We start from the raw sequence: 20,233 nt of genomic DNA, 5'->3' as shown, positions 1-20,233 counted from the left end.
AGGGTTATACGTAACACGTAGGGTACGGCATCCCGCGGAGTGGTCCGGTTGCGGCGGAAGCGGCGAGCGCCGGAGCCCATCCGTTCGGCCGCACCGGGAACGATCTCGGCTGCACCCTCGTCTACAGTTTTGTAGACCGACTACAGAACTGTAGTCAGCGCGGACGCGGTCTCCTGTGCGCCCGCGCGCCCAGCGTGAAAGGGGGACCCTGCCGTGAAGCGCGAGGACGCCACGGATCTCGCCGGTTCGACGGCGGTGGGGAGCACGATCGCGTTCGTGCTGCTGACACTGATCCTGAGCGGCCGGGACGGCGACCCTCTGTTCGGCGACGAGGACCTCACCTCCTGGTCGGTGGGACACCGCCCGGATGTGGCGCTCGCCCTGGCGCGCGGGGTGACCTACACCGGCACAGGGATCGTTCCGTACGTCCTGGTCGCCCTGGCGGGCCTCCTTCTCGGTCGTACGGCGCGTCAGCGCGTCCTCGCCGTCATCGGCTGCCTCGGCTGTCTGGCCGCCGCACAAGCCGTGCGGTACGGGGTGATGTCCCTGGTCGCCCGCCCCCGCCCCGCCACGGCGGACTGGGCCACGCACGCCTCCGGCTGGTCCTTCCCCTCGGGCCACACCACCACCTCCGCCGTCACCGGCGGACTGCTCATTCTCGCGGTGCTCGCGCGAGCCGCGTACGGCAGGAAGTCGCTCGTCCTGGTCATCGGCTGCTGGGCCGCGCTGGTCGGACTGTCCCGTGTCTACCTGGGAGTTCACTGGTTCTCCGACGTCCTGGGCGGCTGGCTGTTCAGCCTCTGCTGGCTGAGCCTGTGCACATACGTCTTCGCACGCTTCGCTCCCCGTGCCTGGTCCGCGATATCGGCGCCCCGTCTCCGCCCAGGTCCCACGACGGAAGAGCGCCGCCATGCATCGCACGACCAGCGGGAAGTCCCCCCTCACTCTGCTCCGTAGCCATCTCGGATGGGCCGTCGGCGTGTCCTACCTCGCCGCCACGACGGTGCCGGCCCCGGGTCTGTGGCTGCGCCACCCGCACACGACCGGCGCGGCCGGAATCCTTGGAATCCCCTTCCAGACACCGCATTTCCTGCTGTCCCTCGTCCTGTTCACCGCGGGTCTCCAAGTGCCCCTGCACGAGCTGCGGGCGTTACTCGGCCGCCCCACCGCTCTGCTGACCGGGCTCACCCTCCATCTGGTCGCACCGCTGCTGATCATCCCGGGGGTCGCGTTCGCGCTGCGGCAGTCCCCCGACAGTGACGGGGGCAGCGGTCTGGTCGCGGCGATGATCCTGATCGTGGCCATGCCCGTGGCGGCCGGGGCCACCGTGTGGACCAGCAAGGGGGACGGCGATCAGCCGACGACGGTGGGCCTCGTGCTGGCGTCCACCATCGTCAGCCCCCTGACCATTCCGGTCACCGTGACGGCTCTGTGCCCGCTGCTGAGCGGCGAGTACGCGGCGACGCTGGCCGGAACGGCACAGACCGCGGGAAACAGCTTCGCGCTCACGGGGGTCCTGCTGCCCTGCGGCGCCGGAATCCTGTGCCGGCTCGCGCTGCCCCGCCGGCTCATGGACCGTCTGCTCGGCGCGGCGGTCCCCGCGGCGATGCTCGGCTCGCTGCTGCTGACGTACATCAATGCCAGCGGTGTCCTCGGCCCCTTCGTCAGCCATCCCGAACCGGTGCTGTTCGTGGCCGCGCTGGCCGTCGCCGCCACGGTGTGCGGGCTGTCGTTCACGCTGGGCCGGATCACCGCCCGCGTGCTGCGTCTCGACGCACCCGCCGGTGCCTCCGTCACGCTGGCCTGCGGGATGAACAACAGCAGCGCCAGCGCCGTCCTCATCACGACGACGCTGCCCGACCGGCCGCATGTGCTGCTGCCGGTCCTCGCGTACAGCCTGCTGCAGAAGGTGGCGGCGGGCGTGGTCGTGCGGGCCGGGCGGGGGCGCCGTGCGCGCGCATGACATCGTGGAGATCGACTCGGGGCCGGCCCGCCGCCCCCCACCTGACACTGCCTCCACAGGAGTTGACAGACATGTCCGAGCTGCCGAAGTCGACCGGAGCACCCGCCCATCAGAACGTGACGTTCCCCAGCGCCGGGGGCACCGCGCACGGCTATCTGGCGCTGCCGCCTTCCGGGCAGGGCCCCGGAGTGATCGTCATCCAGGAGTGGTGGGGCCTGACCGACCACATCGCGAATGTGGCGGACCGTCTCGCGGCGGAGGGCTTCGTGGCCCTCGCGCCCGACCTTTATGGCGGCAATGTGGCGCACGACAGCGGCGAGGCCTTCCGGATGATGAAGGAACTGCCGGTGTCGCGCGGTGTCGAGCTGCTCTCCGGCGCGGTCGACCATCTGCTGGCCCTGCCCGAGGTCACCTCGGACACGGTGGCATCGGTCGGCTTCTGCATGGGCGGCGGCTTCGTCGTCTACCAGGCCGCGGCTGACCCGCGGGTCAGCGCGGCGGTGCCGTTCTACGGCGTGATCCAGGGCGAGCTGCCCGACTTCTCCGGCCTGAAGGCGCAGATCCTCGGTCACTACGGCGAGCTCGATACGAGCATTCCGAAGGAGAACCTGGAGCAGCTGAGCGAGGCGATCCAGCAGCAGTCCGGCATCACCCCGGACCTCCGCCTCTACCCCGCCCAGCACGCCTTCTTCAATGACGGCCGCCCGCAGGTATACGAACCCGAGTCGGCCGCGCAGGCCTGGGAGAGCACGGTGGCCTTCCTGCACGAGCAGTTGGGCTGACACCGTCGCCGACCGCCCGCCCGCCACGGGAGATCCGCCGGGGGCGGGCGGCGGCCGTGCCGTCTGCTGTGCGGCGAGATCCTCGATAGCGCCGGAGTTCCCGGCCTCCTCTCAAGGGCCGGCCGTGTCGGCCTGCCCTCGTGCTCTGTCGAGGCTGGTCAGCAACGCGTCGAGGTCGTCTCCATGACTGTCGGAGCCGGCGATCACCTCGGCGATGTGGCGTCGCACGTTTCCCTTGCAGTCGAGCATGCGGCTGTCAGGAACCCGGCGGGCGTAGCGGACCAGAATCCGTGCCGCTTCGGGGGGTGACATGAAGGCCACGGTCCCTGCGCTGTGGAAGGGGCGGGCCTGGCCCTCGCGGTAGGCGATCTCCGCCCGGTAGATCCTCGTGCGCCCCTGCTCCTTCTCGTAGCCGTCCTCCTTGTCCGGCTCGCCCAGGGTGAACCGGACCGCTTCGGCCTTTCCTGGCGGAATCTGGAAGGACCTGCTGAGAAGTGTGCCGGCCCTGGCGGTGTCCGGGCCCTTGGCGGTGGCTGGGTTTTGGGCGCTGTCCGGGCCGGTGTCGGGCAACATCACGTCGAAGTTGCCGGTGACGGAAACCTCTCCTCCCGTGGGCGGAAGTTCCGGTGAGCAGGGCTCGCGTGCCGGGTAGACGGCTTTCACCGTGATGCGGAAGTCGGTCACCACAGCCACCAAGTTGCCGTTGTTGCGCAGAGTCAGCAGGACGCTGACGCCTTTGGTCGTGGTGCGCTTCGATGTACCACTGTCGCCGGTCCGCAACGTCGCCGGAATGCCCGACGTCTGTTCCACGGCCAGCGACAGGGACTCAAGTCCTGGCTTGGGCCGTGTATCGGCCTCCCAGGGGTTGGGCAGCCACCCGAAGACCACGCTGGTGAAAGCCAAGGCAGCGGCACTTCCGAAGGCCACCAGTGCGGTCCTCATGGAAGGGGAACTGCCCGCCTGCCGCTGCCCGTCAGGGGCTTCCGGCTCGTCCGGCGCGCCGCTCGATTCCCCCATGTGCGCCCCCCTGCGCAAAACACCCGTAACGGCAGTGTGGCGGTCTCCCCGTGAGGCGCACCAGGGCACACCGGGTAAAGAGCACAGGGCAGTCCGGACAGGTTGTACGGGCGGGTAGGCGGGGGCTCGAAACCACTACGGTGACCCGGGTGACAACCCGAACTCCGAGCGCCGAGGGCCTCATAGCTGATGTCCCTGCCCTGGGGACGTTTGCCCGAAGAGCTACATTGCTCCGTCCGACCTCAGGTACCCCAAGCCTGCTCGACAGCTCCGTCGCGGGACCGTTGCTGTGGCCCGCCGACGAAACCTGGCCCGTGTGCCGGGGACCGCACCTCGTCGAGGTGCGAGAGGGGCTCTCCGATGCGGAACGGGAAGCTCTGCAGCGGATCGACCGGAACATGCGCGCACGCCGCGCCGGGAAGCCGGATGCGGCATGGGAGATCAGCGAGGAGGAGGCCACCGTCCAGTCCCGGATCATGGCCGGCGCCGGGGCGCTGGACATGGTCACGTGGGAGCGGATCCGTCGCGTACCGGTCACGTCTGTCGACGGGGTGCCGATGCTGGGGGTGCTGCAACTTCACGCACGGGACGTGCCGGCGGCCGCGTGGCCGGAGGGCACGGATGTGCTTCAGGTGCTGTGGTGCCCCGAAGATCACAGCGGCCTGCCGGGGCAGTCGGACTACTGGGACCCCGCGGTGGAGATGCGCCACCGCTCGGCCGCGACCGTGTCGGCCGTGCTGGATCCGCCCGTGCCCGACGACATCGGCGGACGCCGCGCGCCTCTGCCCTGCGTGCTCGATCCGGTCGAGGTGACCGATCTTCCGGACCAGGACGAACTGCCCGCCGAGCTCCTCGCCGCGGCAGAGTCCTGGGCGGAGCGGCACGGCGTCGAGTTCCATCGCGTCCTCGCCTGTCATGAGGGGTGGAAGGTCGGAGGCTGGCCGAGCTGGCACCTGACGGACCTGGTGCCGGTCACCTGCTCCTGTGGAGCCACGGCACGGCTGTTCCTCACGATCGACAGCGGTGGCGACCCGGGGGTCAACGTGGGTCGGTTCGGTGAACTCCGTGTCTTCACCTGTCCGGCCGATGCCTCGCATCCCCACCGCCTGAACATCCAGTAGCCGGAGGCGCCGGGCACGAAGCCCCGGCAGACAGACGTGTGCCCGGCAGACGTACTTCTGGGAGACATCCTTTCCCCGCACGGGAGTTACCTGACAGTAATCCCCGGTGATTTGATGTGCGGCGCCACTCAACCCCCTTCACCCACAGGGAGATCCAGTGCCGCTCTCCTCACCGCGCCGTACCCGGGGCGCAGCCGCCCTCGTCCTCTCGCTCGCCGCCGCGAGCCTCGTCGGGGCCGCGCCCGCGTCGGCGGAGGCCGCGACCGCGACCGCGCCGCCGATGCGCGTGCTGACGTACAACGTCTTCCTCATGAGCAAGAACCTGTACCCGAACTGGGGCCAGGACCACCGCGCCGCGGAGATTCCGAGGACCTCGTTCTTCCGCGGGAACGACGTCGTCGTGCTGCAGGAGGCGTTCGACAACTCGTCGTCGGATGCGCTGAAGAGCGCGGCGGCGGGCGAATACCCGTACCAGACGCCGGTCGTCGGGCGGAGCAGGAGCGGATGGGACGCCACAGGCGGGGCGTACTCGTCGACCACGCCCGAGGACGGCGGGGTGACCGTGCTGAGCAAGTGGCCGATCCTGCACAAGGAGCAGTACGTCTACAAGGACGCGTGCGGCGCGGACTGGTGGTCCAACAAGGGGTTCGCCTATGTGGTGCTGAATGTGAACGGCATCAAGGTTCATGTGGTGGGAACCCATGCGCAGTCGACGGACTCCGGATGTGGCGCGGGTGAGGCCGCGTCGATGCGCAGCCGGCAGTTCGAGGCGATCGACGCGTTCCTGGACGCCAAGAACATCCCGGCGGACGAACAGGTTCTCGTCGCCGGTGACTTCAACGTCGACTCGCGCGGCTCGGAGTACGCGTCGATGCTCGCGGACGCCGGCCTCGTCGGAGCGGACGCGCGGACCGGGCACCCGTACTCCTTCGACACACAGGAGAACTCCATCGCGCACGACCGCTACCCGACCGACCCGCGCGAGGATCTCGACTACGTCCTCCAGCGCGCCGATCACGCGCGTCCCGCGGTCTGGAAGAACGAGGTCGTCAAGGAGCAGTCCGCGCCCTGGACGGTGAGCAGCTGGGGCACCGACTACACGTACACGAACCTCTCGGACCACTACCCGCTGAGCGCCTACACAGGCTGAGCGCGGAGTGCCCCTGCCGCGGCCCCCGGACCAGCAGGCCGCGGCAAGGGCGCCCCTTGCCTCACTGCCCCCGCGTGTGGAGCGCGTCGAGGCGGGCCATCTCGTCGTCCGTGAGCCGCAGCGCGCCGGCGGCGACGTTCTCGGTGAGGTGGTCCGGGTTGCCGGTGCCGGGGATGGCCAGCACGTGCGGGCCCTGCTGGAGCGTCCAGGCGAGGCGGATCTGCGCGGGGGTCGCGCCGTGGGCACGCGCGACGGCGAGCACCTCGTCGTCGGCGGCGTCGCCCGGGCCGAGTGCGCCGCCCTTGCCCGCGATCGCGAAGAACGGCACGAACGCGATGCCCTGTTCACCGCAGGTGCGCACGAGGGCGTCGGTTCCGGGGTCCGGGAAGTCGAGGCCGTACTTGTTCTGCACGCTCACCACCGGCGCGATGGCCAACGCCTCGGCGAGGTGCCGGGGTTCGACGTCGGAGACCGCGAGGTGCCGGATCAGCCCCGCGTCGCGCAGTTCGGCCAGCGCGCCGAAGTGCTCGGCGATCGAGTCCTGCCGCATACGGCGCAGGTACACCACGTCGAGGTGGTCGCGGCCAAGCTGGCGCAGGTTCTCCTCGACATGGCCGCGCAGGTCCTCGGGCCTGGCCGAGGTGCCCCACTCCCCCGAGTAGTCGCGGAACGGCCCGACCTTGGTGGCGATGACCAGCTCGTCCGCGTACGGGGCGAGCGCGCTGTTGATCAGTTCGTTCGCGGAGCGCAGCGACGAGAAGTAGAAGGCCGCGGTGTCGATGTGGTTGACGCCCAGCTCGATCGCGCGGCGCAGCACGGCGATCGAGCGGTCGCGGTCGCTCGGAGCGCCGTGGTGGAAGGCCGCGCTGCCCGTCAGCCGCATCGCGCCGAACCCGATGCGGTTGACGGTGAGATCTCCAAGGTTCCAGGTGCCCGCGGCTGCCGCGGTGATCTTCTCTGAGGTCATCGCGGCAGTTTCGCACAGGTTTACGGAGCCCTTTGCGGTACAGCAGCGGAGTACAGCAACCAATCCAACCGCAGCCGCAGCCGCAGCCGCATGCCAACGGCCCTCTATGGCCGACTGACCAGCCCGCCAAACCCTCAATAGCCCCCAGCGGAGAGTTCGGGACGAAGAGGCCGTGCCAGATCGTGCGGGGAACCACGGGGAATGGCGGGGACCAGGTCGCCGGCCCGTCAGGCCCCGTAGCCGGTCCGTCGCAGGTCATCAGAGCGACATCCCGTGGATCACCTGAGCTTCCCAAGCTGAGGGTGCGAGGTCGCTTCTCGTCACCCGCTCCACGGCAAAGCTGCGTTAGACCCGGTACCTCGCGGGTAACCTCTCGGCCGGGACAGCCAGGGGGCGGGGAGCAGCGTGCGCGCGGAGGATTTGACTGCGGTCGAGCGGCGGGTATGGGACGCGTTCTCGCGGGGCGAGAAACTGGATCTGCGTGTCGGTGATCAGGCCGAGGATGATCCGGCGAACAGTGACGGCTGGGGGCCCGAGCGCGTGGTCAGGGGCGCCGCTCTGGTGCTACTGCTGCTCAACGGTGCCGATGCCGAGCCGGGATACGTACCCGCGCTGCGTCTTGACGGTGCGCGCATCGAAGGACCGATGGAACTCGACTACGCCGAGATTCCGTATCGCGTCACCATGGACAGCTGCGATTTCCGCGGCAGGGTCACCCTTTACAGCGCGCGCACTCGGCAGTTCAGTTTGAAGCGCTGCCGACTTGTCCGATTTTACGCTGCCAACGCGTCGATCGACGGCAACCTCCGGCTGCACGATTCCCGGCTGGACGGCCTGTTCACACTGGACGGCGCTCACATCACCGGCGTTCTCGATCTCGACGGAACCTGGCTGGCAAACTCCGACGGTCCCGCCCTGACCGCAAACCGGGTTCAGGTGGACGACCACATACGGATGCGCGACGGATTCACCGCGAAAGGAGAGGTGATCCTGCGCGGCGCTCGCGTCGGCGGCGACATAGATATGCGCGACGCTCGACTGTTCCACCCCGAAGGTGTGGCGCTGACTGCGTCGCGGATGCATGTCGAGGGCGATGTGTTCTGTGACCGCATCAACACGACTGGCGAAGTCGACCTGCCAGGCAGCAAGGTCAACGGAGTCGTCCGGTTCTGGGGCGCAAAGCTGAGAAACGCAGGCGGCAGGGCACTGCACGCATACCACCTGGAGGTTGGGACGAGCCTGCACCTCAACAACGGCTTCACCGCTGAAGGCAGCATCGAGCTGGCCGGCGCCAGGGTCAACGGCCGGATAACCCTGCGCGATGCCCGCCTCATCGCTCCGGACAGGCTCGCGCTCACCATGTCGCAGGCTCAGGCAGCGGAAGTGGATCTGCGTATGAGGCAGCCGCCCCAGGGCCTCATCGACCTCCGCCACGCGGTGCTGGGAATCATCCGGGACGCCCGGCACAGCTGGCCCGACAAACTGAAGGTTGACGGTCTGCGCTACGACCGGTTCGAGACACCGCTACCGCCGAGGGAGCGCGTACGGTGGCTGCTGAGCGACACTTCCGGATACGCCCCGCAGCCCTTCGAGCAACTTGCCATGGCATACCGCTCATTGGGCCACGAGGACGAGGCACGTACTGTGTCGCTGCTCAAGGAACGCCTCCGCCGCAAGGCCCTGCCTTGGTATGCCCGAACCTGGGGCGTGATCCAGGACATCACGGTCGGTTACGGCTATCGCCCCATGCGCGCCGGCCTCTGGCTGTTGGGCTTGCTGGCACTTGGCTCCGCTGTCTTCACCGCTCGGCATCCCATTCGCACCGTGTCCAGTGGCGCCGAGGTCTTTAACCCGGTGGTCTTCACCCTTGATCGCCTGCTCCCCGTCATCGGCCTAGGACAGGGAAAGGCATTCACCCCCACTCCCGACACCCAGTGGGTCGGCTACGTACTGACCGGCTGCGGATGGATCCTGGCAACGACGATCGTCACCGGCGTCACCCGATCTCTCAACCGGCGGTAGGTAGAGGCCAGTGGGGAGATGCATGGAGATCGGACCGTCACCGCCGCTCTGGGGCACCTGTCTGTGCACGGGCCGCGGGACCCCATGACCGACGCGCCGCAAGCTCACAGCTTCCCAAGCTGAGGTGCCAGGCGCGTCGGCGCAGAGAAAGCCGTAGGGTTCCGTCCATGGTGACCGCGACTGTCCGCGAGTAGTACGACGAGGAAGGGTGGGGCGTTCTCGACTCCCCCGATACCCCCGGCGGCTGCTTCGGCCACTACTCCGACATCCGGGCGACCGGCTTCCACACGCTGTCGCCCGGACAGCAGGTCGACCTCACATGGGAAGCCCCTGGCTTCAAGCAGGACGGGTACGACTACCGCGCGGTGAGCATCGTGCCTCGGCCTGCCTGACATCCACAGCTGACATCAACGGCGGCGTACGCCCACGGTCCCCAGCGGTCCGTTACGCCACCGCGCCCTTTACCGCAGCATGCAGTAGCACCCGGTTGATCGAACTCCTAAAGCGGGTGTCGCTGGTTCGAATCCTGCCGGGGCCATTGACACCGGCAGGTGACATCAAGCGTCGTCCATGAAAGACCTAGGCCGATTTCCCCGCCAAGTGGCGGACCGTACGGAAGAGGATCTTCGCGTACAGGGTTGTGGCCGCACCGACGATGCTCGGCACCACTGCGAGGGCGAGGATGCCCAGGAGGGCGGGCCACTGGCGCATCTCCGCATAGCAGCCACCCGTCTGCCCAGCAAGGTCGAACAACGGGGCATGGCACCGGGCACCACTCGGGGACTCGTGGGGAACGAGCAGCAGGTAGAGGAACCACACCCACATAGCGATGGCCACGAGCACCCAGAATATGGACCACTTCTCGATTCGCTCGGCGTCCCGCTGGTACTGCTCCACGCGCACGTCGCCACTCGACGGCGCCACCTGGGCCTGCTCGTCCACGAGTTGATCTCCCCGTTGTGCCGGCGACTCCCGCGGTGGGAGAGCCCGGGCCCGGATCATGCCACACAGTGGCCGACCCGGTCGCGGCGAACAGGCACGCACCACAAACGCACCGGATCAAGCGGGGAACAACGGGGAAAGAAGGCCACGCCGAAGCAGTCGTAGCTCACCTGTTTGCCCAGGTCAGCACCCGAACTGGCGCCAGGTGACCGCAGCTTCCCAAGCTGAGCGTCCGGCATCTACCCTGCGCTCATGGTCGTCATTGAGCTTCCGCGGAGCCTTGGTCGCTCTGCAACTCGGCGTATATGCCGCACGGTTGAGGGTGGTCAAGCATGTTCGTGCGCACGGGCCGGTAGGTGACTGGAGCCCGGACGCCGACGCTGAGGGAGCGGGACTGCAGCAGGTCTGTGAAGCGAGTGAGGCCGCACTTCGGAAGGCAATCGAGGAGAGCGACCTCGTACGGGAGCATGGCCGGCGCGCGATTCGCCGGGCGCTCATGGCGGCAGCCGCACCACAGATGTCAGGTCGGCCCGGAACTACGACTACGCCGGACCCCGCATGAGTGTCTGACTGCGTGACAACGCCGACGAACAGCAGCGGACGCCCACGCACACCCACGGACCATCCCGGCAGCTCAGAGCCACACCATCCCAAGGCAGCGCCCCCGCCCCCGCCCAAGTTGCTTCGGGACGAAGAGGTCGCGGGGTCAAACGCCGCTGCCTCGACAGAGAACTACCGGTCCGGAGCAGTGGGTCAGTCGATCTGGGTGTCCTGGCTACGTTCCTACCAACAGAATCGTTCGCAGGGAGCTCCCGATTGAGCGTCGTACTCGTGGCGCTGTCAGAGGCAACTGCCAAATCTGACGTTGGCTCACCATCAGGCTCGCCGCTAGAGCGCGTAGGAGGCGCCGCCAGCTTGGATCAGTGGCAAGGCGGGAGTTGCGCCATCAACGTCCCACGGCGCGGACTTGCGACAACAACACGTAGAAGCAGGTGAGCGCCACGAGCGGAGACGCAGGTCTCTGGACAGCCGGTGGACCGACGACGAACAACTTGACCAAATAGGGCCTCTGACCAGCACGTTACCGATGAGGCTAAGGGCCCTCCGGATACGTGTATGCGTTCAGGGCGCTCACAGCCCCTGCCGGGTCGCCCAGGTCGTAGCGGTCCACGGCGAGGAAGTTGGGCTTCTTGCGGGCAGCCGGCTGACAGAACCGCTGAGCCCGGTCGGCGAGTTTCGTGTTGTCCGTCGTGGCGGTCGAGGTGATCGTGGCGTCGCGGAAGTGGTTCATGACGAAGAGGGGGCGGAAGCCGGTTTCGGTGCGGGTCAGCGGGATGTTCGTGTCGGCGCCGTACCAGCGGCTGTAGCAGGACCAGTCGGAGGAGCCGATGCCCGAGCCCATGGACCAGTAGTTCTCCACGGTCCAGTCACGCTGGTACATCACGCCGAAGCTGTCCCGGGTGAGGCCCGCGGACTCGTCGGAGGAACGGCTGTGGTCGGTGAAGATCAGCAGCCGGTGTCCGGCGGCCAGCAGGTCGGCGAGTTTCGGCCAGCCGTTCTGGCGTACGCCGGTCTGGTCGGGACGGTAGAGGACGTCCGACAGGCCGTTCACGCGGGCGAGTTCGCCGCGCAGGACGCCCGGGTCGACATAGTCCTCCAGGAAGACGGTGACGAACTGGTCGGGGTGCTGTTCGAGGAAGTCCACCATGCGCTGGAGGTCGACCCACAGCGCGACCGGCCTGCTGACGAGGGTGCAGCTGTTGTGGCAGAGGATCGCGCCGTCGGAGGTCTGGTGGATGTCGAGCATGAACCCGCGTACTCCGTCGGCGAGTTGCTGGTTGATGCCGCGTGTCTGGTTCGGCACCAGGTTCACGAAGGGCGGGGCGAAACCGCCGTCGACGCCGTTGGCGAAGGCGTTGTGGGCGGTGAGGAACGTGACCTGGTCCAGGGTGCGTTGATCCTGGGAGGGCATGGGCCTGGTCGCGGGTGTCACCGGGGTGAGGTACCAGGCGGCGAGGCTCCCCGCCGAGCCGAGGACCAGCTGGGCGGGGTAGTTCGAGCCGGAGGGCTTGGCGGCCACCGTCAAGTACCGGTCCGCGCCCGGGTCCTTGAGGGTGTACTGGTCGGCTCCGGCGGGCGCCAGTTGCCACCCGGCGTCGGCACTCGTACAGGCCACGGTCCTGGCCTGGTCGCCGGAGCGGCCCAGACAACTGCCCGCCGTGTCGGCGCTTTCCAGGACGTACGAGGATCCGCTCGCCCGCAGTGTCCACTGCTGGTGGTCCTCGTTGCCCTTGGGGTTGTGCTGGACGACCGCTCCCCCGCTGTCGGACGCGTTCAGTCCTGTGGTCGCGCTCTGGACGTAGTACGCGCCGGCGCCCGGGACTTCGGCGGCCCGGGCGGGCGAGGGAGCGGTGAGGGCAGCGCCCAGTACGGCGGTGGCGGCGAGCAGGGAGCGTGCGATCGGTCTCATGGTCACGTGGTCCCTTCCTGTGGGGAGTCATGAGCATGCCACGCCAGGGGCCCACCGGCGCCGATGCGGCCGCCACGCGCCAGTGTGGGTGTCAGCAGTACAGGTTGGCGCCCGCCGTCGTGCCGAGGATCTGCACGAACCGCTGATAGGCGTCCACGCGGCTCTGCACCTGCGCCGGGTTCTTGCCGTCGCACTCAAGGGAGCCGTTGATGCTGCGGATCGTCTGGCCGAACCCCGCGCTGTTGACCATGGCGTTGTGGCCGGTCATCGTGCCGGGGCCGGTCTGGGTGTTCCAGTACCACAGGCCGGTCTTCCAGGCCACGGAGGCGTCGTTCTGCACCAGGTAGGGGTTGTTGAGGAGGTCGATGCCGAGTGCGTCGCCCGCCGCCTTGTAGTTGAAGTTCCAGCTGAGCTGGATCGGGCCGCGGCCGTAGTACGCGGACTGGCCGGCCGGGCAGCCGTACGACTGGCTCCAGTCGCAGTAGTGCGAGTAGTTGGCGGTGTTCTGCTCCACTATGTACACCAGTCCGCCGGTCTCGTGACTGACGTTGGCGAGGAACGCCGCGGCCTCCTGCTTCTTGACCGTGTCGCTGCCGGTGTTGGCGAACGCCGGATAGGCACTCATCGCCGCCCGCAGCCCGCTGTAGGTGTAGAAGGAATTCCGGTTCGGGAACATCTGGTTGAACTGCGCTTCGCTCACGACGAATCCGTCGGACGGCGTGGAGCCGCCGTCGCAGGCGTACGGATCCCAGTACCAGGTGCTGATGGTGGGGTCGTAGCCCGGGTTGTCGTGTTCGGCGATGTAGGTCTTGCCGTCCGTGTACCGGACGATGTTGCCGGTGACGTAGGACTGGCCGGCCACCCAGCTCGGGTAGCTCGAACAGGCGGCGGCGGAAGCGCTCGTGGCCGGCATCAGCGCCGGTACGGCGGTTCCGACGACGAGTGCGGCCATGAGGGCGGAGATGCGGCGCCTCGACACAGGATCAACTCCTTCGCGGAGCACGGCCGCACCCGAGACAAGGGCAGAGCGAAACAGAGCCTTGAGCGCACGCGCCGGGAGAGCCGGCCACGGCGTCGGGGGCGGCCGCGGTGGGGGGTGTGGAGGCACACTCAACCGCTTTGGTCTGTACCAGTCAAGGGTGTAGACCAGTCAGATCTGACAACGTTGGCAGCGAAGTGCGGGGCGCCCCGCAGTGGTTGGGCGACATGCCGTCGGCCCGGACGGACCGACGCGTACGTCACCGACCACGGGAGCTCAGGTGGTCAGGTAAGTGGCCCTGTCGAAGTCGGCATGGTGGCCGCGCCCGTTGAGGTCCCACACCCACAGGCCGACGAACGCGCCGGTGAAGCCGAGGGAGCGGATCTGGTCGCCGTCGAACTCCTCGGCGTGTTCGTCGGACAGCACGGTCGCGTCCAGCGCGGGTCCGAAGGACTGCCAGCCGGCCCCGGTGTCGAGGCGGAATCGCAGAGCCGGTCCGTCGAGGTCGAGTCCGAGGTGGAGGCGTGCGAGGTCTCCGAGCGCTGCCCGGTGGGTGGTGTCGACCGTGGTGCGGCCTCGGTCGCGGGCGGCCAGGCGGACCACCGCGCTGCCGTCGTCGTCCGCGGTGACGTACAGGTAGTACCAGTTCCGGGTGTTGTAGTAGGCGGTGATCCCGGCCAGGTGCTGGAAGACGCGCGGCCGGTACTCCATCGTGGCCTCGAAGGAGCAGCGCGCCGCTGTCACCCTGCGGGCCACCAGGCTCGGGCCGATCAGGCTCTGCGGTGAACGGCCCCCGCGTACCCGCAGGTGGGAGGGGCGCTCGGTCAGCGAGAGCCAGTCGGGGGTCGCGGGGCGACGCAACGTCGACCAGTGCGGGGCCAGTTCGGATTGAGCGAAGTCGTCCGCGCCTCTTTCCTGCTCATCTCCTCCGCGCTCGTTTCCTGCGGGCTCGTTTCCTGCGCGCTCGTCCTGTCCCCGGTCGTCAGGGGATGCGCTCTCCGACGCGGGGGCGGCGTCCGGAGCCGGTACGAGCAGTTGAGGCAGGCCGGTCTCGACACGCGGCCACCCGTCGTCCGTCCAGGTCACGGGGGCCAGGGCGGTTTCCCGGCCCAGCACGCAGGGGCCGTGCGTGCCGACGGGCCGGGCGGCCAGGTACGCGAGGTACCACTGGCCGGATCCGGTGTGTACGAGACTGCCGTGACCGGCCTTCTGGAGCGGGAGTTCGGGGTGGTCACGCGCGGTGAGCAGCGGACCGTGCGGGTCGCGTTCGTACGGCCCCGCCAGTGAACGCGAGCGGGACACCGTGACCTGGTGCAGATAGCCCGTGCCGCCGTCCGCGGTGAGGAGGTAGTACCAGGGGCCGCGTCGGTAGAGGTTGGGGCCCTCGATCCAGCCGGCCTGGGGTCCCAGCGCGATCTTGACGGGCTCTCCGACCAGACGACGGGCTGTGCGGTCGTAGCGGGTGGCTTCGAGACCGGCCGAGCCGCCGTGGCCCGGCCGCCAGTCGTGAACCAGGTTCAGCAGCCAGCTGTCGGGCCCGTCATGGAAGAGGGACGCGTCGAAGCCCCGGGAGTGCAGCAGGACCGGCTCGGACCATGGCCCTTCGATCGAGGGCGCGGTCACCAGGTAGTTGGGGCAGTCGGTGAACCCGCCCGCGTACGTGGACACGTTGGAGTAGACGAGGTGGAACAGGCCGTCGGCGTGGCTCAGGTTCGGGGCCCACACACCGCCCGAGTCCGGACAGCCCGTCAGGTCCAGCAGCGCCTCACTGTCGAGCGCGCCGCCCAACGGCCGCCAGTGTGTGAGGTCTTGCGATGTGTGCAGCCGGACGCCCGGGTACCACTCGAAGGTCGAGGTCGCCAGACAGAAGTCCGGACCGACGCGCAGCAGCGAGGGATCCGGATGCGATCCCGGCAGGACGGGGTTCCGGATCATGCGGGGGGAGTTCACCGGCGTACGCCATCTCCTTCGTGACCGATCCGCCGGGCGCCCCGGTCGTGAGCAGCGAATTTAGTGTCGAACACCTTCGCGAGCAACCGTCCCGTGCGGCACGGACAGCGCAGACATGGCAGCGCGGTCATACAGCGACCCCGCTGGGGTCACCGCCATCTGGCGGCCCCAGCGGGGTCGGTGAGCAGTCGGCCATCGCCGACGCGTGCTTCGACTACTGACGTGGAACCGAGGCCGGTACGGAGGCGGCCGCTCGGCTCAGCCGAGCGGCTTCTCCAGCACCGCCTTGCGGTGGCTGAACGTCTCGATGGAGTAGCGGCCGTGGTAGCTGCCCATGCCGCTCTCGCCGACCCCGCCGAACGGCAGGTCGGAGACGGTCAGATGGGCGAGCGGCAGTCCGAAGCCGAGGCCCCCGGAGGAGGTCTCGGCGGCGATCCGCTCCCGGGTGGTGTCCGACTCGGTGAAGACGTACAGCGCGAGGGGCTTGTCGCGGTCGTTGATGAAGCCGATGGCCTCGTCGAGGTCCGCCACCGTGACGATCGGGAGGATCGGGCCGAAGATCTCCTCCTGCATGACGGGCGACTTGGGGTCGACGTCGGCGAGGACGGTCGGCGCGATGTACTTGGTGGCGCGGTCGCTGTCGCCGCCGGTGACGGTCCGGCCGGAGTCGAGCAGGGAGCTCAGCCGGTCGAAGTGCCGCTCGTTGACGATCCGCCCGAACTCGGCGGACTGCTGCGGCTCGGTGCCGAAGAGTGTCTCGACGGCCTGGGCGAACTCGGACTCCAGGGCGAGGGCGGTCGCGGGGTCGGTGAGGACGTAGTCGGGCGCGACGCAGGTCTGGCCGGCGTTGAGGAACTTGCCGCGCGCGAGGCGGTCCGCGACGACGGCCAGGTCGGCGTCACGGTCGACGAACGCCGGTGACTTGCCGCCCAGTTCAAGGGCGACCGGGGTGAGGTGCTCGGCGGCGGCACGCATCACGATGCGGCCGACCGTGCCGTTGCCGGTGTAGAAGATGTGGTCGAAGCGCTCGGCCAGCAGGGCCGTGGTCTCCGGGATGCCGCCCTCGACGACGGCGACCGCGTCGGCGTCGAGGTACCGCGGCAGCAGCCGGGCCACGACGGCCGAGGTGGCGGGGGCCAGCTCGCTGGGCTTGACGACCACCGCGTTGCCCGCGGCGAGCGCGCCGAGCATCGGCGTGAGCAGGAGCTGCAGCGGATAGTTCCAGGGGGCGATGACCAGGACGACGCCCAGGGGGTCGTACTGCGTCCAGGCCGTCGCGTCGTCGCCGAGGTGTGCCGGGACCGGGGCGGACTCGGGGCGCAGCCAGCCGTCGAGGTGCTCCAGAGTGTGGTCGATCTCGCGCACGGTGAAGTTGATCTCGGTGCGGAACGCCTCGGTGGAGCTCTTGCCCAGGTCCGCGTGGAGGGCGGCGGCGAGGTCCTCGCCGTGCGAGGTGAGCAGCTCACGCAGGCGGCGCAGCTGGTTCGTGCGCCATTCGACGGGCTTGGTGCGGCCGGAGCGGAAGGTGGCGCGCAGCCGGGAGACGACGTCGGCGGGCTGCTCGGGGGCGGAGTGGTTCACGGTGCCTCGCTGGTCGAAGTAGCTGGATGTATATGCCAACTTTATGTGCGGCCAGATAAATTCCGGGCACACGGAAACTACTTTCCGCGATGATCCAGCTTCAGAGAGTGTTCTCGGTGCTCGCCCCGTCGAGCGTGTCCACCAGGCGGCCCAGCAGGGCCCGCAGCAGCTCGTCATCGCCCTCGCTCAGCATCGGCCGGCGCCCGCGGACCTCACGGTCGAGGCGCCGCCAGTACGTCTGGCCGCGCGGGGTGAGGTGGGCGAGGATGCGCCGCCGGTCGAGCGGGTCGACGCGGCGGTGGACGAGGTTCTGGTCGACGAGATGGTCGACCAGCTTGGTCAGCGTCGCGGGCGGCAGGAAGGCGGCTTCGGCGACCGCCGTCATGTGATGCCCCTGGCCGTCGGAGAGCAGGACGAGCACCCGCCAGGCGTCGAGCGAGCAGCCGTCCTCGTCGAGCACCGCCTGCAGCCGGCGCGCGGCCAGCCGCTCGGCCCGCGTCAAGAGCTGCATCAGATCCTGGGGCTGACGCGGAGATGGGGTGGGCATCCTGCTCCTCGGTCCAGGGGGATGTACATGCTATGAGACAGATTGGAGTTCACCCGGCGAACCCGGAATCATGACGCCATGTTCCGGCACGATCCGCCTTCGCCCGACTGGTTCACGGCAGACGACTCCGTGCTCAGTGTGGCACTCGTCTTCCCGATGCAGGGGTCGGCCGGGATCTTCGGACCCACCTGTGAGCTGTGCGCGCAGCTGGCCGCCGAGGAGGTCAACCGCGCGGGCGGCGTCCTCGGCCGGGAACTGCGGCTGCTGCCCGTCGACGGCGGTGGCGCGCCGCGCGAAGTCGCCGACCACGTCGAGGCGTTGGTGGACCTGGGAGTCGTGCAGGGCGTCACGGGCTGGCACATCTCCTCGGTGCGGCAGGCGCTGGCGCCGAGGATCGCGCACCGCGTGCCGTACGTCTACACCGCCCTGTACGAAGGCGGGGAGCACACCGCGGGCGTGTTCCTCACCAGCGAGACTCCCCGCGATCAGCTGCGGCCCGCCATGGGTCTCCTGGCGCACGAACGGGGGGTGCGCCGCTGGTTCGTCGTGGGCAACGACTATGTGTGGCCCCGGCGCACGGCCCGGGCCGCGCACGCCTACGCGCGCGACTCGGGCGGGACTGTCCAGGGGGAGGTCTATCTGCCCCTGGGTACACACGACTTCGACGCGGTGCTGCGGCGGATCGAGCGGTCGGACGCGGACGCCGTGATCATGCTGCTCGTCGGCAGTGACGCGGTGCGCTTCAACCGGGCGTTCGCCGCGGCCGGGCTCGACGCGCGCTGCCTGAGGCTGAGCACGCTGATGGACGAGAACATGCTGATGGCCAGCGGACCGACGGCCACCGTGGACCTGTACAGCACCGCCGGGTTCTTCGCCTCGCTCGCCAACCAGGACACCCTCGACTTCCACGGCCAGTACGCCGGACGGTTCGGCGTCGAGGCGCCGGCCCTGGGCAGCCTCGGCGAATCCTGTTACGAGGGCGTGCTGTTGCTGGCCGCGCTCATCGAGCGCGCGCGGACCCTCGACATGTCCGCGATCGGGGCGGCGGCCGAGACGGTGTCGTACGAGGGCCCGCGCGGTCTGCTCCACCTGCGCGGCGGTCACGTACGCCAACGCATCTATCTGGCACGGGCGGACGGCGTGGACTTCGATGTCGTCGCGCAGCTCGATCTTCACGAGTCCCGCCCTTGACAGGGCCACTCCCCCGCCAAGATACTTCCCACAGGAAGTAATTAGAATGCCTCGGGCGAATTGTGAATTCAGGTGACGAATTCCGCCCCGGGCATTTTTTGTTGCCCCGCGAAAGTCCCGTGAAAGCTTGATGAGAGCGGGAAGATACCGCCGGGAAAGTATCGCGAAACACCTTGGAAACAGGGTGACTTGAGGCTGTGGACCGCACTTCAGGAGGTTGTCTCCTCCACAGCCCGAGGGGGTTCTTTTGTCCAGCGGTTCCAGTATTCTCCGACGCCGGATGGTGGCCGGTGCCGCCGCGCTCGCGGCGGTCGTCGCGCTCTCCGCGTGCGGCGCCAAGACCAACGCGGGCGGTACGTCCGACAAGGCCGCCCAGGCGGACGTCAGCGGCGACACCGTCAAGGTCGGCCTGCTCAACTCGCTGTCCGGCACGATGGCGATCAGCGAGGTGACCGTACGCGACTCGCTGAAGCTGGCGATCGACGAGATCAACGCCTCGGGCGGAGTGCTCGGCAAGAAGATCAAGCCGATCAGCGAGGACGGCGCCTCCGACTGGCCGACCTTCGCGGAGAAGGCACAGAAGCTGATCAAGGAGGACCGGGTCGCGGCCACCTTCGGCTGCTGGACCTCCGCCAGCCGCAAGGCCGTCAAGCCGGTCTTCGAGAAGAACAAGTCGCTGCTCTTCTACCCCGTGCAGTACGAGGGACTTGAGGAATCCCCGTACATCTTCTACACGGGCGCGACCACCAACCAGCAGATCATCCCGGCCCTCGACTACCTCAAGAGCCAGGGCAAGAAGAAGATCTACCTGGTCGGCAGCGACTACGTCTTCCCGCGCACCGCCAACAAGGAGATCAAGGCGTACGCGAAGGCCAACGGCATGACGGTCCTCGGCGAGGACTACGCCCCGCTGGGCTCCACGGAGTTCAGCACGATCGCCAACAAGGTGAAGGCGTCCAAGGCGGACGCGGTCTTCAACACCCTCAACGGCGACTCGAACGTGGCCTTCTTCAAGGAGTACAAGTCCGCGGGCCTGACCGCCAAGAGCATGCCGGTGGTCTCGGTGTCGATCGCCGAGGAGGAGGTCAAGTCGATCGGATCGCAGTACCTGGCGGGCCAGTTGACGGCCTGGAACTACTACCAGACGACCGCGGGCGCGGCGAACACCAAGTTCGTGAAGGCGTACAAGGCCAAGTACGGCCAGGACAAGCCGACCAGTGACCCGATGGAGGCCGCGTACACCTCGGTCTACCTGTGGAAGGCGATGGTCGAGAAGGCGAAGTCCTTCGACCCCGAGAAGGTGAAGGCGGCCTCCGACGGCATCACCTTCGACGCTCCCGAGGGCAAGGTCACCGTCGACGGCGCGAGCCAGCACATCTACAAGACCGCGCGCATCGGCAAGATCGGCTCCGACGGTCTGATCAAGCAGGTCTGGGACTCCGGCAAGCCGATCAAGCCGGACCCGTTCCTGAAGGGCTACTCCTGGGCCTCCGGCCTCTCCTGATCACCCGTCACGCGGGGGCCTCACACGTCGAGGCCCCCGCGTCCCGC

16 protein-coding genes and 1 pseudogene are annotated in these 20,233 nt (G+C 68.5%); 9 read left to right on the top strand and 8 right to left on the bottom strand.

The genetic code is table 11. The annotated features are described in order from the left end of the window. The first annotated feature begins 213 nt into the window (after window positions 1-213). From OIC96_RS44780 to OIC96_RS44770, 3 genes are all read left to right on the top strand, one after another. Window positions 214-957 (top strand): phosphatase PAP2 family protein, encoded by a 744-nt coding sequence (locus tag OIC96_RS44780; protein ID WP_330302309.1) that lies wholly within the window; start codon window positions 214-216, stop codon window positions 955-957. After that, window positions 911-1,963, top strand: a complete 1,053-nt coding sequence (locus tag OIC96_RS44775) for a sodium-dependent transporter (protein WP_330302310.1) — start codon at window positions 911-913, stop codon at window positions 1,961-1,963. The genes OIC96_RS44780 and OIC96_RS44775 overlap by 47 nt, the downstream gene beginning before the upstream one ends. 71 nt (window positions 1,964-2,034) lie before the next feature. Beyond that, window positions 2,035-2,745 carry a dienelactone hydrolase family protein gene (locus tag OIC96_RS44770; RefSeq protein ID WP_330302311.1) on the top strand — a complete coding sequence of 237 codons (711 nt, stop codon included), beginning with the start codon at window positions 2,035-2,037 and terminating at the stop codon, window positions 2,743-2,745. 111 nt (window positions 2,746-2,856) lie between these two features. On the opposite strand, the gene OIC96_RS44765 is transcribed toward OIC96_RS44770, so the two are convergent. Next, window positions 2,857-3,648, bottom strand: a complete 792-nt coding sequence (locus OIC96_RS44765; protein WP_330302312.1) for a hypothetical protein — start codon at window positions 3,646-3,648, stop codon at window positions 2,857-2,859. Window positions 3,649-4,160: 512 nt separating this feature from the next. Between OIC96_RS44765 and OIC96_RS44760 the strand changes: the two genes are divergently transcribed. After that, window positions 4,161-4,883 (top strand): hypothetical protein, encoded by a 723-nt coding sequence (locus OIC96_RS44760; RefSeq protein WP_330302313.1) that lies wholly within the window; start codon window positions 4,161-4,163, stop codon window positions 4,881-4,883. A 157-nt stretch (window positions 4,884-5,040) separates the two neighbouring features. Beyond that, window positions 5,041-6,033, top strand: coding sequence for a sphingomyelin phosphodiesterase (sph, locus tag OIC96_RS44755; protein WP_330302314.1), 993 nt, complete (start codon window positions 5,041-5,043; stop codon window positions 6,031-6,033). A 61-nt stretch (window positions 6,034-6,094) separates the two neighbouring features. Here the strand turns inward: sph and OIC96_RS44750 are convergent, their stop codons facing one another. After that, window positions 6,095-7,000 (bottom strand): aldo/keto reductase, encoded by a 906-nt coding sequence (locus OIC96_RS44750; RefSeq protein ID WP_330302315.1) that lies wholly within the window; start codon window positions 6,998-7,000, stop codon window positions 6,095-6,097. 405 nt (window positions 7,001-7,405) lie between these two features. On the opposite strand from OIC96_RS44750, the gene OIC96_RS44745 reads away from it, so the two are divergent. Together OIC96_RS44745 and OIC96_RS44740 are read left to right on the top strand one after the other, a co-directional pair. Continuing rightward, window positions 7,406-9,022, top strand: coding sequence for a hypothetical protein (locus OIC96_RS44745; protein WP_330302316.1), 1,617 nt, complete (start codon window positions 7,406-7,408; stop codon window positions 9,020-9,022). Between the two features lie 167 nt (window positions 9,023-9,189). Beyond that, a pseudogene (locus OIC96_RS44740) lies at window positions 9,190-9,414 on the top strand (cold-shock protein). Window positions 9,415-9,601: 187 nt separating this feature from the next. Here OIC96_RS44740 and OIC96_RS44735 read toward each other — a convergent pair. The 6 genes from OIC96_RS44735 to OIC96_RS44710 form a co-directional block, all read right to left on the bottom strand. Next, the gene (locus OIC96_RS44735; protein WP_330302317.1) at window positions 9,602-9,964 is read right to left on the bottom strand and encodes a hypothetical protein; all 363 of its coding nucleotides are present in this window, start codon (window positions 9,962-9,964) and stop codon (window positions 9,602-9,604) included. A gap of 1,093 nt (window positions 9,965-11,057) precedes the next feature. After that, window positions 11,058-12,434: a phospholipase gene (locus tag OIC96_RS44730; RefSeq protein WP_330302318.1), complete on the bottom strand. Its 1,377-nt coding sequence runs from the start codon at window positions 12,432-12,434 to the stop codon at window positions 11,058-11,060. A 91-nt stretch (window positions 12,435-12,525) separates the two neighbouring features. Further along, window positions 12,526-13,413, bottom strand: a complete 888-nt coding sequence (locus OIC96_RS44725; RefSeq protein ID WP_330302319.1) for a glycoside hydrolase family 19 protein — start codon at window positions 13,411-13,413, stop codon at window positions 12,526-12,528. 276 nt (window positions 13,414-13,689) lie between these two features. Continuing rightward, window positions 13,690-15,348, bottom strand: a complete 1,659-nt coding sequence (locus tag OIC96_RS44720; RefSeq protein ID WP_406502235.1) for a glycoside hydrolase family 43 protein — start codon at window positions 15,346-15,348, stop codon at window positions 13,690-13,692. 273 nt (window positions 15,349-15,621) lie between these two features. After that, entirely contained in the window at window positions 15,622-16,944 is a 1,323-nt protein-coding gene (locus OIC96_RS44715; RefSeq protein ID WP_330302321.1) for an aldehyde dehydrogenase family protein, read from the bottom strand. Window positions 16,945-17,044: 100 nt separating this feature from the next. Then, complete coding sequence (locus tag OIC96_RS44710) at window positions 17,045-17,491, bottom strand: MarR family winged helix-turn-helix transcriptional regulator (protein ID WP_330302322.1); 447 nt, start codon at window positions 17,489-17,491, stop codon at window positions 17,045-17,047. Window positions 17,492-17,569: 78 nt separating this feature from the next. On the opposite strand from OIC96_RS44710, the gene OIC96_RS44705 reads away from it, so the two are divergent. Further along, window positions 17,570-18,682 (top strand): substrate-binding domain-containing protein, encoded by a 1,113-nt coding sequence (locus tag OIC96_RS44705; RefSeq protein ID WP_330302323.1) that lies wholly within the window; start codon window positions 17,570-17,572, stop codon window positions 18,680-18,682. 280 nt (window positions 18,683-18,962) lie between these two features. Then, on the top strand, window positions 18,963-20,186 hold the full coding sequence (urtA, locus tag OIC96_RS44700; protein ID WP_330302324.1) for an urea ABC transporter substrate-binding protein: 1,224 nt from the start codon (window positions 18,963-18,965) through the stop codon (window positions 20,184-20,186). Window positions 20,187-20,233: the final 47 nt, after the last annotated feature.

Source organism: Streptomyces sp. NBC_00775 (assembly GCF_036347135.1).
GTDB lineage: Bacteria > Actinomycetota > Actinomycetes > Streptomycetales > Streptomycetaceae > Streptomyces > Streptomyces lutosisoli.
This window is presented reverse-complemented; position numbering and strand designations above follow the sequence as displayed.